The organism is Coleofasciculus sp. E1-EBD-02, assembly GCF_040218245.1.
Lineage (GTDB): Bacteria > Cyanobacteriota > Cyanobacteriia > Cyanobacteriales > Coleofasciculaceae > Coleofasciculus.
Genome location: NZ_JAVJQN010000097.1, coordinates 44,708 through 60,550, shown reverse-complemented (window position 1 = coordinate 60,550; position 15,843 = coordinate 44,708). Strand labels below are relative to the sequence as shown.

General features: G+C 45.8%; 12 protein-coding genes. 2 read left to right on the top strand and 10 right to left on the bottom strand.

Annotated features, from left to right (window positions below):
• Positions 1–284 precede the first annotated feature (284 nt).
• From RIC07_RS16040 to RIC07_RS16020, 5 genes are all read right to left on the bottom strand, one after another.
• Complete coding sequence (locus RIC07_RS16040) at positions 285–485, bottom strand: hypothetical protein (RefSeq protein ID WP_446377270.1); 201 nt, start codon at positions 483–485, stop codon at positions 285–287.
• Positions 486–550: 65 nt separating this feature from the next.
• Entirely contained in the window at positions 551–751 is a 201-nt protein-coding gene (locus RIC07_RS16035) for a hypothetical protein (protein WP_446377271.1), read from the bottom strand.
• Positions 752–951: 200 nt separating this feature from the next.
• Positions 952–3,282, bottom strand: a complete 2,331-nt coding sequence (locus tag RIC07_RS16030; protein ID WP_446395404.1) for a GAF domain-containing protein — start codon at positions 3,280–3,282, stop codon at positions 952–954.
• An 842-nt stretch (positions 3,283–4,124) separates the two neighbouring features.
• Positions 4,125–4,340 (bottom strand): hypothetical protein, encoded by a 216-nt coding sequence (locus RIC07_RS16025; protein ID WP_446395403.1) that lies wholly within the window; start codon positions 4,338–4,340, stop codon positions 4,125–4,127.
• The gene (locus RIC07_RS16020; RefSeq protein WP_446395402.1) at positions 4,319–7,204 is read right to left on the bottom strand and encodes an NACHT domain-containing protein; all 2,886 of its coding nucleotides are present in this window, start codon (positions 7,202–7,204) and stop codon (positions 4,319–4,321) included. Before RIC07_RS16020 ends, RIC07_RS16025 begins: the two co-directional genes overlap by 22 nt.
• A 317-nt stretch (positions 7,205–7,521) precedes the next feature.
• On the opposite strand from RIC07_RS16020, the gene RIC07_RS16015 reads away from it, so the two are divergent.
• Together RIC07_RS16015 and RIC07_RS16010 are read left to right on the top strand one after the other, a co-directional pair.
• Entirely contained in the window at positions 7,522–8,886 is a 1,365-nt protein-coding gene (locus RIC07_RS16015) for an NAD-dependent succinate-semialdehyde dehydrogenase (protein ID WP_446395401.1), read from the top strand.
• Between the two features lie 235 nt (positions 8,887–9,121).
• Positions 9,122–10,768 carry an acetolactate synthase large subunit gene (locus tag RIC07_RS16010; RefSeq protein WP_446395400.1) on the top strand — a complete coding sequence of 549 codons (1,647 nt, stop codon included), beginning with the start codon at positions 9,122–9,124 and terminating at the stop codon, positions 10,766–10,768.
• Between the two features lie 102 nt (positions 10,769–10,870).
• On the opposite strand, the gene RIC07_RS16005 is transcribed toward RIC07_RS16010, so the two are convergent.
• From RIC07_RS16005 to RIC07_RS15985, 5 genes are all read right to left on the bottom strand, one after another.
• Positions 10,871–12,025 (bottom strand): AAA family ATPase, encoded by a 1,155-nt coding sequence (locus RIC07_RS16005; RefSeq protein WP_446395399.1) that lies wholly within the window; start codon positions 12,023–12,025, stop codon positions 10,871–10,873.
• Between the two features lie 198 nt (positions 12,026–12,223).
• The gene (locus RIC07_RS16000; protein WP_446395398.1) at positions 12,224–13,003 is read right to left on the bottom strand and encodes an RNA ligase family protein; all 780 of its coding nucleotides are present in this window, start codon (positions 13,001–13,003) and stop codon (positions 12,224–12,226) included.
• 523 nt (positions 13,004–13,526) lie between these two features.
• Entirely contained in the window at positions 13,527–14,159 is a 633-nt protein-coding gene (locus tag RIC07_RS15995; RefSeq protein ID WP_446395397.1) for a hypothetical protein, read from the bottom strand.
• Positions 14,160–14,621: 462 nt separating this feature from the next.
• Positions 14,622–14,858, bottom strand: coding sequence for an addiction module protein (locus tag RIC07_RS15990; RefSeq protein WP_446395396.1), 237 nt, complete (start codon positions 14,856–14,858; stop codon positions 14,622–14,624).
• A gap of 227 nt (positions 14,859–15,085) precedes the next feature.
• A complete protein-coding gene (locus tag RIC07_RS15985) occupies positions 15,086–15,712 on the bottom strand; it encodes a Uma2 family endonuclease (protein ID WP_446395395.1) in 627 nt (208 codons plus the stop codon).
• Positions 15,713–15,843: the final 131 nt, after the last annotated feature.

The window sequence follows — 15,843 nt, the reverse complement described above, 5'->3', positions numbered from 1 at the left end:
TGTCATTTGTCATTTGTCATTTGTCATTTGTCATTTGTCATTTGTCATTTGTCATTTGTCATTTGTCATTTGTCATTTGTCATTTGTCATTTGTCATTTGTCATTTGTCATTTGTCATTTGTCATTTGTCATTTGTGGAGTCGGGTCAATTTCCCAAATATTCAAAATCTCACGGATCACTTGACCGTGAGATTTCGTTACCTCGAAAGAGTTTTATCAGAAAAGTCCGGCTAAGTTATGCAAATCTCTATCTTGAGAGGCTGCATATCTTAGGAAGTGAAGCGTTAGCTTAGAGAAGCACGACTGCGATCATAGCTAGTCCGGAAACTAGAATTGGGTTTGCCTTGAATAGAATCCCAATGGCTGATGTTATCAACATCTAAACCGACTTCATTAGCTGCTCTATTGAGCATGGATTGTTGTCTGTTCTTGACGGCGTGATGATGACGCATCATTAAGGCTCTGGCTTGTTCTTGAGTAGACATTTGTTGATTCTCCGATTGCTTTAGTGAGATTTGATTGAGTTTTTTCTTCTTAGAACTTTAAAAGTTTAGCTTAGAGAAGCACGGCTGCGCCCGTAACTGGTACGGAAACCAGAATGGGGTTTGCCTTGAATTAAATCCCAATAGTTGACGTTATCAACATCGAAACCGACTTCATTAGCTGTCCGATTGAGCATGGATTGTTGCCTGTTCTTGACGGCGTGATGATGACGCATCATTAAGGCTCTAGCTTGTTCTTGAGTAGACATTTGTGTACCCTCCGATTGCTTTAGTGATATTTCACTGAATTTTTCCTTACAAAATAACTATAACAAGAAAATTCTGTAACATTCACTACAGAATGGCTTTATTTACAAATCTTAATGTTATGGGTTTGAAACATAACCGCCTGAAACAGACAAGTTGTCTGATCACGAAGACAAGTTAAGCTAGATCACAGCAAAGGTCTCTACAACCCCTGCTCCTCTACACCTACTGTTGGCTCAGATTCAGGCAGAATGCGGACACGGGCAAATTTGAGTCCTGTGATTCCTTGCAATTTTTCCACCGTGCTGGATTCGATATGGGAATCCACCCAACCTTCACGGGCGAGGAAGCGTAAGTATTGTTGATATTCTGTCCATTCGGCTTGGCTGGAATAGACAATAGTCAGCATCCCCGGTTGGGTGATGCGAGTTTGGGTGGTGGCGTCTAGGGCTTTATCAATTCGTTTTTTGACGATTTCGTAGCGGGTATCACGGGTGCTACTGCGTAAATCGAAGATTTTTTCCGTTTGTTCGTCGTGGAAAATATCCACCGTGGTTTCTTGTACTAATACTAGATGAGTAACTTGTAAGGGTGTGTCAAAGCGATCGCGCATTTCAAAACACGTCCTCGCACAGTCACAGATAGCCCGTAGCTGTTCGTAGCGCAGACAGTGGAGATGGAATACAGTAAACTGCGAGTTAATCGAAGCCCCCGCATAGATCATGTGATCAATGCCATCCGTGAGTTCGTGATCACAATAGTGGGGGATAATCTGCTGCATCCGCACTTGCCACCGTTCCCAGGTTTGGCGTAGTTGTTCGTTAATCTCATAAATCATCCGATCATAGCGATCGCGGGCGGTATAGATACATTCATGAGGATTGTCGCACGCTTGTTTGTAGGCGTTTACCGCGTCAACCGCCGCGTCGCCACAGTCTTGGAAATATTCAAAATAAATTTCCAGATGATCCCTTAAGTACTTAATCGCTGTCACTTCTTCATCCACTGTCACTCCCTTATCTAACCGTTCAGTATAAGCTGACAAATCTAGGCGCAATTGTTGCAACAAGGGCAACGGTTGAGATTCATTCGCCGCATCCACTATCGCCATTGCCAAATTAAACTGGTTGAGTAAATCGGCTTGGATTGCCCGATTTCGTTCATTTGACGAACCCCGAATATCGGAAATCCCATACATGGGATGGACATCGGTAAACACAATCGGTTCGGGGGGAAGTCCCCAACTACGGCGTTCCGCTTCTTCCAGAAACCGCCATTCTACAGCAGGATGGATATGATTAAATTGACTTTGAGCCGCTTGACGCAGGGCGGCGGTTAAGGCGGGGATTAAGGCACAAGCATGGTTGATATCCAGGGAATCGAAATTATCCGCCTGATCACTGGTTAACCCAACCATTCCCATTAAATTTTGGCTAGGCATTTCGGCTTCAGCCGCCGAAACGGTAAGAGGAATCAGCAAGAGGGAACGAGTACCTTGGTTGAACAAGGCTTGCTCACATTCCGTTTGACAATGACTTTCTAAATTAGCGACAATCCAAACCTGATTCGCTTGGGCGGCGGCTTGGAAATGGGAACCTTGTAGGGAATCCCAGGTATAGACTTGGGTTTGAATCAATTGATCATTTTCACTGGTGAACAGTTTCACCTCTTGGCGCTTCACCCGCAACAGCAGAATCTGATCAGCACGAAATAGCGATCGCATTTTTTGATCGAACAGGCGAAACTTCTCGGAACGCAAGAGGGAGTCGCGTTCGATCAGCAAGCTAATCAGTTGTCGAATCGTTTCTTGGTGGGTAACATCCAATCCTTCCCATAAAAGCTGACCCCTAACCCGATAATTGTCCAGGTTTAAACGTTGTTCCCAGATGGGATTAAGGATAATTTGCCGAATCGGTTGTTGGGAGAAATCGATATCTGAAAATTCGTTAATTTCTGGATTAATCCGTTCAACGTTTAAATGTTCCGATCGCAGCCAAAATTGCACACAATGGGGTTCGGAATCGGGGGAATTATTGAGAGCCGCGATAACAGGTTCATCTAAAAAGCGCCATTGGCTATGATTAATTTTATATACATCTCGTAATATTAGTGCCAATAAATGACGCCGATATAACTGTTCGAGGGTTTTAGCATCAACGTTTATAAATAAATCAAATAGGTGAATGCCCTGGTGTTGTAAGTTCCCCGTGGGAGAATCAATCCCGATTAAGCGGCAAAAAGCATGATTGGCATAATACAGAGCGAAGTTCCCCGGCTCAACCCACGCCATCAACAGCTTGCTATGGTGCTGAAAACGCGCCAACCAATCATGATTTCCCGAATTCGCCTGATTTGTCATCGTCGTGCGATCGCTAAATGTTGATTCATCCGTTACGGGTTGAGAATGGGAATTAGAGTTAGACATCGCAGGCGGGTTAATCTCCGGGGAATTATCGGGAATGGAGTATCGGTTTTTCTGCCACATCAGGGTAAAAGGGTGATGAAACCATAAGCCGTCTTTCCATTTGATCATAGAATTTAAAACTTGACAAGTGAAGCGAAATATAGTCTTAAAATTTTGCAAAATTTTTCTCATAAACCACTTGTCATGAGTCACGATTAACATAAACCCCATCGTAGGGTGGGTTAGGCGGTGTTTAATTAAGCCAATAATCATTAAAATTGATATCCGCCGTAACCCACAAAAATGGAATAGATATTACGATTAAATCGGGCGCACGTCAGCCGTAGGGTGGGTTAGGCAGTATTTAATTAAGCCAATAACCCTTAAAATTGATATCCGCCGTAACCCACAAAAATGGAATAGATATTACGATTAAATCGGGCGCACGTCAGCCGTAGGGTGGGTTAGGCGGTGTTTAATTAAGCAAATAACCCTTAAATTTGATGTCCGCCGTAACCCACCAAAATGGAATAGATATTACGATTAAATCGGGCGCACGTCAGACGTAGTGGCGTGGCACATCTTAATTGGTGGATTAGCATTGTAGGGGCGCAAGGCTTGCGCCCATTTTAACAGTAAAATCTCTCCCACAATTTTAGCTGTGTCACGCCGCCATCGTGAGTTAGGCAGTATTTAATTAAGCCAATAACCCTTAAAATTGATATCCACCGTAACCCACAAAAATGGAATAGATATTACGATTAAATCGGGCGCACGTCAGACGTAGGGTGGGTTAGGCGGTGTTTAATTAAGCCAATAACCCTTAAAATTGATATCCACCGTAACCCACAAAAATGGAATAGATATTACGATTAAATCGGGCGCACGTCGGTGCGCCCCTACGGTTTCTGGGCAAAATAATCTATCACATTAGGTGTGCCACGCCACGACAAGGTGACGAACCTTGCTTGTTAATCCGTTGCCACCATATCCCACAGCGCATCAATCCCGCAGCCGATATAGTCTGAATCCTGGTGCTGCTCAATCCATTGCACGATAAGTGGCAAAATATCAGGGTTATTTTTGCCCAATTTACCTAAAGCTTCAGCAGCCGATTCACGCACGTCAGAATCGTCATCATCTAAGTGCAAAAGCAGAGCATTGACTACCTTTTCTCGGCAGTCCATACAGACACAAGAGAATTTTGATCATCTAAGCGTAAAAGCAAGGCATTGACTACTTTTTCTGAAGTGTGTCCCAACTCGCCTAACGCCCGGGTAGCCGAGGCACGTATGAGAGAATTCTGATCATCTAAGCGTAAAAGCAAGGCATTGACTACTTTTTCTGACGTGTACCCCAACTTGCCCAAAGCATGGGCAGCCATGAAAAGCACAGAATAATCATCTAAGTGCACAAGCATAGCATCGACCACTTTTTCTGAAACCTGCTTTAAGTTGCCCAAGACAAAGGTAGCCCAGGTACGCACACCAGAATTCTCATGGTCTAAACACAAAAGTACGGCATTGACTACTCTTTCTGAACCCTGCGCTAACTTACGCAAGACAAGGGCAGCCAAAGCAGAAACAACAGGGTCCTGATCATTTAAACGCAAAAGCAAGGCATTGACTACCTGTTCTGAGTCTTCTCCCAACTTGTTCAAAGCTTCAGTAGCTGATTTACGCACATCAGCATTCTCATCTTTTAAACGTGATAAAAGAAGTTCGATGACTGCTTCCCGTTCCCCCAACGCTGCCCGATATTCCAGCAATCGCTCTTCATTAATCCTTTCCGCCCTTGCCTTCAAAAGTTCCAGCGCTTGCTGCTCAAACTCCGTCTCATTCAGATGGCAAAAAATCTCGTAAACCTGCTGGCGAACCCTTTCACCCACCCGCGCCTTATCACTCACCTCCAACTCCACTAATCCCGTCAAAATCTCCTCAACTAAACCCTTATCAGCCCCCTTCAACCCCTTAATATTTTCCGTCAACAAGGTGCCAGCCCAGAATAAATCCCGATGCAGCCATGACTCATACTCACTCTGATGATTCAAAATCGCCCGTATCGCTTTCGCCGCCTTCTTCGGCTTTTGCTGGGCAATCAACAACAACAAAACCTCTCGCCAATGCGGATCATGCAGATGCTCTCGGATATGATTGAGAATAATCTCAAAATCCCCCTCATTATCTGCTTGATAATCAATCTCCTGAGCGCAGAAATATTCCTGAAATGTCTTATGCACAAAAGCATAATAATCTTGCCCTTGTTCATTCAATAATCCCGTGCGTTCTCGAATGAAATTGACAAACCGCTCCGCCTCTTTCTTTGCCTCATAGCGTTGAATCTGTTTCAGCGTCTGAATCTCTCGACTCAACTGATCAATCAAATCATCCTTCTCAATTAACGTTCCGCCCTCTTTATCCCCGCCACTGCCTTGGGTATGAATCCAATATGCCAGGATTTCCATCAACCGCCGTAAATCATCTAACTCTAGATACTTTAATTCAGTCTGATTCGTCAGTTCTTTATTGGCATCCCAGGAGGTTAATAGCGTTTCCACTGCCTTATCATACAGCTTGTACCGTTCTTTTGGTAAATGAGCTTGATAGCGGTGAATCAGGGCAATAATCGTTAACAGTAGCGGATTTCGCGCCAGTAATTGAATCCGGGGATTATCTGATAGTGCCGTTCTTAAACTCTGCTTACGCCGCTCTGCTTGTGCTTTATCGGGAACGCGGCTATCATACCAACGGTTAATAAATTCCTCAATCTGGTCATCATTAAAAGGTTGTAACTGATAGTGAGGAAACTCCTGGGTTTTAAAGAAATCTCGCTTATATCCCGCCAGACGAGAGGTAATAATGGCGCGGTTTTGCTTATATTGCCCCAGAAAATTCTCAATCCGCCGCACCACCTGATAACGTTTGCCTTCTTCGGCAACTTCATCCAAGCCATCTAATAAAATCAGCGCCCGTCCGTCTTCTAACCAATACTTAAAAAATCCCTCTGGTAAGGGTTTAACTGCCATTGTATCTTCAGCAAACTGCCGCACATAATCGAGAATACTGATCTCCGGTTGTCGAGCCAAGTCGCGAATTTTAATTAAAATCGGTAGCCAATCTATAGTGGTATTTAACCCTAATACATTGTTCCCACTATCTCTATGTAATTCTCCTATCTCCCCCCTTTTTAAGGGGGGCTGGGGGGGATCTAAATTGTCAACCGCAGCGAAATCAGTCAAGACATAATTTTGCTGCGCCAGCATCACAGCAAAATAACTCATTAACGTGGTTTTACCTGAACCGGGCGCACCCAACAGCACGACTTTTTTCTGACGTATAGACTCCAGCCCTCCACCGAACAACTGCTGTGCATTAAACCGTCTACCTGCACGGTTTTCTAACTTCACTCGTTTTCCTTGTTCGCGGAGCAAATCCAGTTGATGATTCTCAAATGATCCATGTCCTGAGAAATGCAAAATCTCCCCTTTTTGCCGTTCTTCCACGACATCGGGCATGACAAAAATTTGGGCAAGATGTTCAGATTTTTCTATCTCTTGTCCAGCAACGGAAATTCCAGCAAACTTAACATCATCAAACCAATTGACCAATTGCTGACAATAATCAGCTTTCGCTACCTGAAATCTTAAATACTCCGTCGTTCGCTGAAAATAAGTACGAACAAATACCTCCATCCACGGCTGAACCAGCGACTCGTTAATCTGGTTCATCTTAGAATCCTGTTTTGCCGCTTGTTTAAATGCGGCGACTAAATAATCAACGTCTGGTATTCCTTGATTATTCAGGGGTTTCTGTAACTCGGCTAATCCAGAACCCTTGAAAAACTGTGCCAAAAACCGAGGGATAAAATCTGGGGGACAGCTATAGAATAATAGTCTGTGTTGTTCCTGTGCTGCTGTCGTCGCCGCTTTTAAGGCTTTGTCTATGTCTTGAGGATTAAGTTTACTGCGAACTCCGGTGAGTAAGGTTTCCGCAATCTTTAAGGTAGCAAATTCGCCTAACCATCCACCAAGCATGATTGATACGGGTTCCATCTCTGATTTGAGCAATCGCCTTTCATTGTTATTATTGCTTACTTGATTAGGGGCAGACAGCCAACAGAACGGGGAATGGTACTGACTTAATCTGGCTTTGTCTCGGCTAGAAGCGAAGACAGCGCTTACTACAAACCTGGCTTTGTAGTCGGTACGAAGCGTGCCAGAAGCGAAGACAGCGCTTACGACAAACCTGCCGACCCATGCTAAAATGTAAAGCAATGTAAATGTATTGTCTTTTACCAGACACCATCGCAGTAGACTTGAGAATGAAACTGCTAACTCCATCAAAAGTAATGGAGTCGAAGAGGAAGGCTATGGGGATCGCCACAATTAACCCAGCAACGGGAGAAACGCTCAAAACCTTTGAGCCACTAGATCATGAGTCGATAGAAGCCAAACTCAGCCTGGGACAACAGGTGTTTGAGTCGTACCGGAAGACGCCAATGGCGCAACGGGCAAACTGGCTGAATGCGGCGGCGGATATTCTGGAACGGGATAAGGTCAAGTTTGGTCAACTGATGACCTTGGAAATGGGCAAACCGATCAAAAGTGCGATCGCGGAGGTGCAGAAATGTGCCTGGGTTTGCCGTTACTACGCTGAGAACGCGGCGACGTTTTTGGCAGATCATCAGATTGCCACCGATGCCAGCCAGAGTTTTGTTCGCTATCAGCCCTTAGGGATTATTTTAGCGGTAATGCCGTGGAATTTTCCGTTCTGGCAAGTGTTTCGGTTTGCTGCACCTGCGTTAATGGCGGGAAATGTCGGTATCCTGAAACACGCCTCGAATGTGCCGCAATGCGCCTTGGCAATTGAGGACATTATAAAGGAAGCAGGGTTTCCGGAAGGGGCATTCCAAACCTTATTAATTGGTGCGAGTCAAGTTGAAGCCATTGTCAGTGACTCCCGGATTAAAGCCGCTACCCTAACCGGAAGTGAACCCGCAGGCGCATCGTTAGCCGCTACTGCTGGGAAACACCTAAAGAAAACCGTGCTGGAACTCGGTGGAAGTGATCCATTCATTGTCCTGGAAAGCGCCGACTTAGACGCCGCCGTTACCACCGCCGTTACCGCCCGGATGCTGAATAATGGTCAATCCTGCATCGCCGCTAAACGCTTCATTGTAGCCGATGCGATCGCGGATGAGTTTGAAAAACGTTTGGTTGAAAAATTTAAAGCCCTGAATGTGGGTGATCCAATGGAGGAAAGCACCAATATTGGTCCGTTGGCAACGCCTAGCATCCTCCAAGAGTTAGATCAGCTAGTACAAGCTTGTATCGAAAAAGGCGCTAAAGTTCTGATTGGAGGCAAACCCTTAGATCGTCCGGGTAATTTTTATCCGCCGACTATCTTGGCGAACTTTCCTCCAGGAACCCCCGCCGATAACGAAGAATTTTTCGGACCGGTGGCGTTATTGTTTAGAATTCCTGACATTAACGCGGCAATTGCTAAAGCCAATGCGATTCCGTTTGGTTTAGGGGCGAGTGCGTGGACAACGGACGAAACCCAAGCCCAACGGCTCATTGACGAGATTGAAGCTGGCGCTGTCTTTATCAATGGATTAGTTAAATCTGATCCGCGTCTACCCTTTGGCGGAATTAAGCGCTCCGGCTATGGACGGGAATTAGGGATACAAGGAATTCACGAATTTGTCAACATTAAAACCGTTTGGATGAAATAGTTAAGAACTATGGACGGGAGACGACCGTAAAGGCTATTGTTAAAAAAACCGAATTTTAACAATAGGATTTTGATCCTTAGCTTTGAATTTTTACCGGGGATAGCTAACAGCCAGTCCTAGCTTTAGCCCCCTCTAACTTGTCCTGCTGAAATGACAGCAGGCACGAATTGCGACGAAATAGGACATTGCGCCAACCATCAAACGATAACCAAAACAGATTAAGGGGAAAATTGAGATGGGCGAAATGAATACAGCCGACATGCTAGTCAGATGCCTGGAAAATGAAGGCGTCGAATATGTGTTTGGATTGCCGGGAGAAGAGAACTTGCATGTGTTAGAAGCACTCAAGCACTCCTCCATTCAATTCATCACCACCCGCCATGAACAAGGGGCAGCCTTTATGGCGGATTTGTATGGACGTTTAACCGGAAAGGCGGGCATCTGCCTTTCCACTTTAGGACCAGGGGCAACCAACTTAATGACTGGGGTAGCTGACGCTAACCTAGATGGTGCGCCAGTGGTAGCGATTACCGGACAGGTGGGAACCGATCGCATGCATATTGAATCCCACCAATACTTGGACTTGGTGGCAATGTTCGCCCCCGTAACCAAGTGGAATACGCAAATTGTCCGTCCGAGTAATACCTCGGAAATTGTCCGTAAAGCCTTCAAACTGGCGCAAAGTGAGAAACCGGGCGCAGTTCACATTGATCTGCCGGAAAATATCGCCGCCATGCCCGTTTTTGGGGAACCCCTGACGAAAGATGAACGGGAAAAAACCTATGCCTCATTCCGGAGTATCGGCAAAGCGGCGGTTGCCATCTCCAAGGCAAAAAATCCCTTAGTTTTAGTCGGGAATGGGGCAATTCGCGCCCATGCGGCAGAAGCCTTGACGGAATTTGCCACCCGGATGAATATTCCAGTGATCAATACGTTTATGGGCAAGGGGGTGATTCCCTATACCCATCCCCTAGCCCTATGGACAATGGGATTACAACAGCGTGATCACGTTAGCTGTGCCTTTGATGAAACGGACTTAGTGATTGCGGTGGGTTACGATTTAATCGAATATTCACCGAAGAAATGGAATCCAGAGGGCAAGATTCCGATCATTCACATTGGTGCTAGCCATGCTGAAATTGACAGTAGCTTTATTCCGTTGGTGGAAGTGGTTGGCGATATTTCGGATTCGCTGAATGAAATTATGAAACAAGCGGATCGCGAAGGTAAGGCGACGCCCCATGCGGTGGAATTACGTTCCGATATCCGGGCGGATTATGAACAGTATGCCAATGATGAGGGATTTCCGATTAAGCCGCAAAAACTCATCTATGACTTACGTCAGGTGATGGGACCTGAAGATATTGTTATCTCCGATGTTGGTGCCCACAAAATGTGGATGGCACGCCACTACCACTGCGATCGCCCTAACACTTGTATTATCTCCAATGGTTTTGCGGCTATGGGGATTGCCATGCCGGGCGCGATCGCGGCAAAATTAGTGCATCCGGATCGGAATGTTGTCGCGGTGACGGGGGATGGCGGTTTCATGATGAATTGCCAGGAATTGGAAACCGCCCTGCGAGTCGGCACAAACTTTGTCACCTTAATTTTTAATGATGGTGGCTATGGGTTGATTGAGTGGAAACAACACAATCAATTTGGCGACTCAGCATTTATTAAATTTGGCAATCCCGATTTTGTCAAGTTTGCTGAAAGTATGGGGTTAAAAGGCTATCGGGTGAATTCAGTGGCGGAGTTTATTCCCACGCTGAAAGAAGCCTTAAGCCAAGATGTGCCGACGGTGATTGATTGCCCTGTAGACTACGGCGAAAATCTCCGCTTTAGTCAAAAAGCTGGGGATTTGAGTTGTAAGATGTAGGTCATAAAACTGGCGTTTTCTGAAGTCTTGAGTGACGCACAAACGCCACCTATCGTAGGGGCACGACAATGCCGTGCCCCTACAGGTATAGCTTTCACTTATTCAGCAAGCCCTATCTACAACCCACTCTACCTGATGAGCTTCAGTAATATCTGGAACCTCTAAGCGATCGCGCATCCGTTGCATCACCGCTTCCGGCACTTTGGCAGCGCGAGAACGATTGCGCCGCAGCAATTCTTCCCAAGCAACTTCTAGGTAGACAATGCGAATTCGTGCATGGTAGGCAGAAAATAGACTAATTAGCGACGAACGCAGTTGGCGAGAGAGATTGGTCGCATTCCAAACAAAGGATTTTTCGGCTCTCATGTAGTCTTTCGCGATCGCTCTTGCTCGCTCTGCTACAGCAGCTTGGTTATCTGTAGGAGAAATCTTCATCGCTTGTCGCAGTTCATCTAAGGAGATTACTGTCCAATCGGGAAGATTCTCCTGAATCCAAGAGTCTTTACCAGCACCCGGTAAACCTGACATCAGGACAACCTCGAAGCGAGTGTCATCAAAAGCAGCATAGTTGGGATCGCGATCGTCTTTTTGGAAATAGACAAATCGACTATGATCTGAGGGGAACGGTCGGGGATCAACGAAGCAATTATTCTCTTGACAATATTCTCGAAAGAACTCAACCCGCTCCAGCAGTTCTAGCGGGTCATCACACAGGCGACCCCGAATATCCGCTTCTGCCAGCAGTGCCAGCAGGTCGCAGCGAATCACTTGACTGGCTTTAATCACAGCGCGTTGGGGGTTGGGTTTGTCCCAAAACCAGAGGGGAAGACTGCCATGCTGCACCAGCGAGACAATTGCCTCCCGTTGATGAAGGGGTACATTGAGCGACCAGAGGATTTGCCGCGCCATTTTTGCCCCTTGGCGGACATGACCCTTGGACGTGATCCTGCCATCGGCTTCAATTTCAGTAGCCGCAGGTTTTGCTACATCATGGAGTAAGGCAGCCGCAAATACAAGCGATCGCTCAATAGAGGGTAACTCCCGCCAAGTGGGTAATGCAATTAACGCCTCACAAACCAAGCGAGTATGGGTGAGAACATCGCCTTCTGCATGGTAGCGGGGGTCTTGGGGACAATCCTGAAGCGATTGAAGCCAGCTAAACTCAGCCTGAAGCGATGCCCAATCTAGCGTCCAGTCTGGAGGCGTGGGACACCAAGGAAATGACCAGGATGGCAATTGAGAAACAGAAGAAGTCATATAACATTACGTCTTAAGGTGAATGGCACTGACTTTAGAGTTTGTAGTAAGCGCTTCAGCGCTTCTGGCACTAAAGTGCCTACTACGAACCCAGCTTAAGTCAGTGACATTCGTCTTAAGGTTAGGACACATCTTTAGGAAACTCAATCACAGCTTACTGTTGCCTGTTGCCTATTGCCTGTTCCCTAGCGCGTAGCGCTATAACTGAAACAAATCAACGCCGGGACGTAGGAGATTGGGTATGATGGGGCGGTTGAGCCAATGGCTATCCGATTGCAGTATGGTGGTTGAAAAGCTAGGACGGACGTATTTGTAACGAGCCGTTACAACTGTTTCCTCTTCGACCTTAATATACAACCCTTCCATCAGGGGACTGGGGTCAGTTTGTTTGAGACTTCGCTCCACATCCAATCCCTGTTCCTCACAGGCTTGGCGGAAGCGTTCTAAATGCCCTGACTCAATGAAATGCGAGTGACCCAGCAATCCCATTAGCTGCTTGTGGGACGTTAATACACCGGAAAACAAGACGGGAACGGAAACCAGGGGTAATCCGGCGAGTAACTCCTTCCGCCGTTGGGTACTGAGAAACTGCTGCTGTTCAACATCTAGCACATCAAATTCTAAGAAATAATGGGGTAAGGTGTCGTAAAAGACGGTGTGTTTGGCATAGAGCCATTCGCCATAGAGGATATAGCGATCGCCCAGCACCTGCCAAAAGGTTCCAGTATGACTGTACGCCCATTGTTTGAACAAGTTAAAATGCTTTTCTCGCTCTCCTCCGGTTAAATAATGTCCCCGACTTTGCAACAGTATTTGCCCATCAGGACTAAAACTGATGGCAGCATTGGCTCCATCCACTTTTTCTTCGACTACTACATATTGAGAGGCGATCGCGCTGAAAGGCACGTTATCCAAGTCTTCATCCCCCGGTTGGAGCCGTGAACCTTGGATATGAGGGGTGCGAGGGTATTTGTACATCAAATAACAGAAGCTGAAATTGTTATTTATTGGATAGGTTATTCAACAAATCCAGGATGAGTTTTCTACAACTGGAGAAAAGGAGTTTAACTGTCGCGTGGGAAGAAATGCGAGTGCTGACATAGTAAGCTGATGTGTATTTAATTAGCATAAGCTGAATCACAGGAAGGACGCGGGGACATGGAGATGCAATTTAAATGACGATTAGCTTAAAACTTTCCTCTCTCCACAGGACTAAGTTGAAGGCTAGAATGCGATCGGGAAATTAGATTTCAAACTGTAAATCTAGCAGTCACACTTCACTCTCGAAGCATTGGTCGTACCTGCAATCTCTAAAAGTTCTAATTAGAATCTCCAATGATTAGCCTTCATTTGATTACAACCTGTCGCTTATGTTGCATACATAGCGTTCTAACGGTTCGGGTCAGCGGGGTCTTTGTATCCTACCCAAGCGGCTTCGGTCAATCTGCTGTACCCGAATTGTTAGCCTGCCGTCTATAACAGCATATGGTTAGGCATTACTTCAATCTAACTGTGCCTCTACCTCTTCCATTAGGCTTCCTAAAAAATTGTTTACTCCATTCAAATAACGCTGCATATCTAACGGAACCTCCATCAGCTTTTCTCCCTTGTAGGGGGCGAAGTATGGAAATTCCTCCAACTTCTTTCCAACTGTTGGATTATGTTTAATGGCATTATTAACCACTCTGCACTCATTAGCATCCTGAAAGCTGTCACACTTAGAGAGGACAACACCCATGCTTCTTTCATACTTCTTATTAAAGTCATCCCATCCAGAGGGTGAAGAGACCGTGTCGGCATCAACGCTGGTTGTAACAGCAATATATTTTCTGTATATCTTCCCTAGAAATTGCTCTGCAAGCGCCCATAAACCTACAACGCACATCTGATCAATAAAACCAATCACACGCTTATTTTCTTGATCCTGAGCAATAATTGAATCTAAAGTTCTTGTTTTCTGTAGTTCTTTGTAATACTCTTCTTCCGACAAATCAAGCGTTGAGCTTAATGTAAGTTCTCCCTTATTTTCCTGAGTAAAGCGAGTCAATCCTTCCTCAATATGCACTATTTCTTTGTACACAATTTGGTGCATACGGCAGAAATCAAAGAGCAATAACCGTAACTCAGTATACATTATTCCTAGATGACCTACAACCCAATAACCATTGGGACCACCTGGGATTGCAGATGGATACTGAAAAGTTGAGTAGATTGGCTTTCTAGTCACAGAGTTAACAAGCAAACAGTTAACCTAAGTCTACCATCCTAACCCAGAGATGAGGCGGGCTAACGGTTCGGGTTAGCGCTTGCTGGGGTCTTTTTATCCTACCCAAGCAGCTTTGGTCAATCCGCTGCGGCTTTGCTGCTTGCTGGAAGCTCCGCCTTGGTATGTTCCGCGAAGGCGGAGCATTGGAACGAGTGCGATCGCCCCTCGCTGTAGGTTGGGTTGAGTCTGTCAAGTCCTTGCTTGGGAATCAATAGGTAACGTGAAACCCACCATGACTCGATTGGGCGATCGCATCAGAGTTAAGGTGGAGAGGCACAGATGTGTGTTGGGTTTCATCCTTCAACCCAACCTACAAGATCGGGCGATCGCTCACCCAGAATCTTTTCTGAGGCAATTCATGAATATTCGCTCCTTAGCTGCTTCCCATGAACTACCTGAGCCAGGATTCTGCAAATAGGTAGCCTTTCTCTTGGCTAGCTCTTCTTTTTGCCAATCAAGCACAGGAATTTGCTCTGGAATTTGGGCAATGCTGTCCCATAAATCTTCCAGCAGTTGTAGTTTTTCCGAGAGGGTTAACTCAAACATTTGAGTGAACTCTGTGTTCATGCTGACCTCACCATCGCAATTGGTGTCTTGCTTCAAGTTTATCACCGATAACGATATTGCTTCCTCCTCTGCTATTAAGCCTGCTGAATCTACCGCAGCTAAACAAACTTGATAGCCTCTATTGACGTTATCTCCCAGGCTTAAGACTCGGATCGTGACGATAATGTGATCACGCCATAATGAGGGTTTCAGCCATTTTTAGTGAGGTTGTTTAACCGGATTTGGTCTTACCTGCTAGCCTTCAACACCTGTTCAGCCGTTAGTTTTAAATCTGGGAAGGTTGGAGAGACAATAGTCTGATTGCCCCGAAACTGCTGAATTTCATACTCCCCATCCACTAACCTACAGACAGAGAGAGTGGGTTGTTTAGGCTTTCCAATATGTCGAGTACCACCTAATCCTGCATAGTCTGCTATCCAATATTCGGAAATGCCCAAAACTGCGTAGTCTTCGACCTTACGGGCATAATCATTTTGCCAGTTGCTACTAACTACTTCTGCCACAAATTTAATCGAACTGCCTAGCGTTAGGATTGATTGCTCAGACCAAAGCGGTTCTTTGACGAGTTCATCTCGATCAACAACTGCAACGTCAGGTCGAAATGCTGTCATCCCAACGTTAGAAGGGCGCAATAGTCCCCGCTGGAAGACAAACCAAGGTAAGCCTATTGCGTCAATCTGGACACAGATCTTTGCGCTAATGAAGGCTACAACTTCTTCATGTAAACCTGTTGGTTCCAAATCGAACACCTCTCCGTCGATCAGTTCGTAGCGGTTATCGCCACCATGACGAGCGAGAAACTCGTCAAAGCTAAGTGGCTTCTGTTGAATTGCTGGATCGACTGCAACGGTCATAGGTCAACTTAGCCCAATTAATGCCTCAAGTCTACCAAATCGAGTATGTGATACATACGACGAATCAAACCTCTGATTGCTTTGCCCCAGAATATTGATGTTCCAGTATGAACGAATGGTATGGCGGTAAT

What these genes read in the sequence shown, in the direction of transcription:
- RIC07_RS15990 (WP_446395396.1), bottom strand. Translation starts at nt 14,858, where the DNA reads ATGAACACAGAGTTCACTCAAATGTTTGAGTTAACCCTCTCGGAAAAA.
- RIC07_RS16030 (WP_446395404.1), bottom strand. Translation starts at nt 3,282, where the DNA reads ATGATCAAATGGAAAGACGGCTTATGGTTTCATCACCCTTTTACCCTG.
- RIC07_RS16015 (WP_446395401.1), top strand. Translation starts at nt 7,522, where the DNA reads ATGGGGATCGCCACAATTAACCCAGCAACGGGAGAAACGCTCAAAACC.
- RIC07_RS16020 (WP_446395402.1), bottom strand. Translation starts at nt 7,204, where the DNA reads ATGGAACCCGTATCAATCATGCTTGGTGGATGGTTAGGCGAATTTGCT.
- RIC07_RS16005 (WP_446395399.1), bottom strand. Translation starts at nt 12,025, where the DNA reads ATGACTTCTTCTGTTTCTCAATTGCCATCCTGGTCATTTCCTTGGTGT.
- RIC07_RS16025 (WP_446395403.1), bottom strand. Translation starts at nt 4,340, where the DNA reads ATGGACTGCCGAGAAAAGGTAGTCAATGCTCTGCTTTTGCACTTAGAT.
- RIC07_RS15995 (WP_446395397.1), bottom strand. Translation starts at nt 14,159, where the DNA reads ATGTATACTGAGTTACGGTTATTGCTCTTTGATTTCTGCCGTATGCAC.
- RIC07_RS16035 (WP_446377271.1), bottom strand. Translation starts at nt 751, where the DNA reads ATGTCTACTCAAGAACAAGCTAGAGCCTTAATGATGCGTCATCATCAC.
- RIC07_RS16000 (WP_446395398.1), bottom strand. Translation starts at nt 13,003, where the DNA reads ATGTACAAATACCCTCGCACCCCTCATATCCAAGGTTCACGGCTCCAA.
- RIC07_RS16040 (WP_446377270.1), bottom strand. Translation starts at nt 485, where the DNA reads ATGTCTACTCAAGAACAAGCCAGAGCCTTAATGATGCGTCATCATCAC.
- RIC07_RS15985 (WP_446395395.1), bottom strand. Translation starts at nt 15,712, where the DNA reads ATGACCGTTGCAGTCGATCCAGCAATTCAACAGAAGCCACTTAGCTTT.
- RIC07_RS16010 (WP_446395400.1), top strand. Translation starts at nt 9,122, where the DNA reads ATGGGCGAAATGAATACAGCCGACATGCTAGTCAGATGCCTGGAAAAT.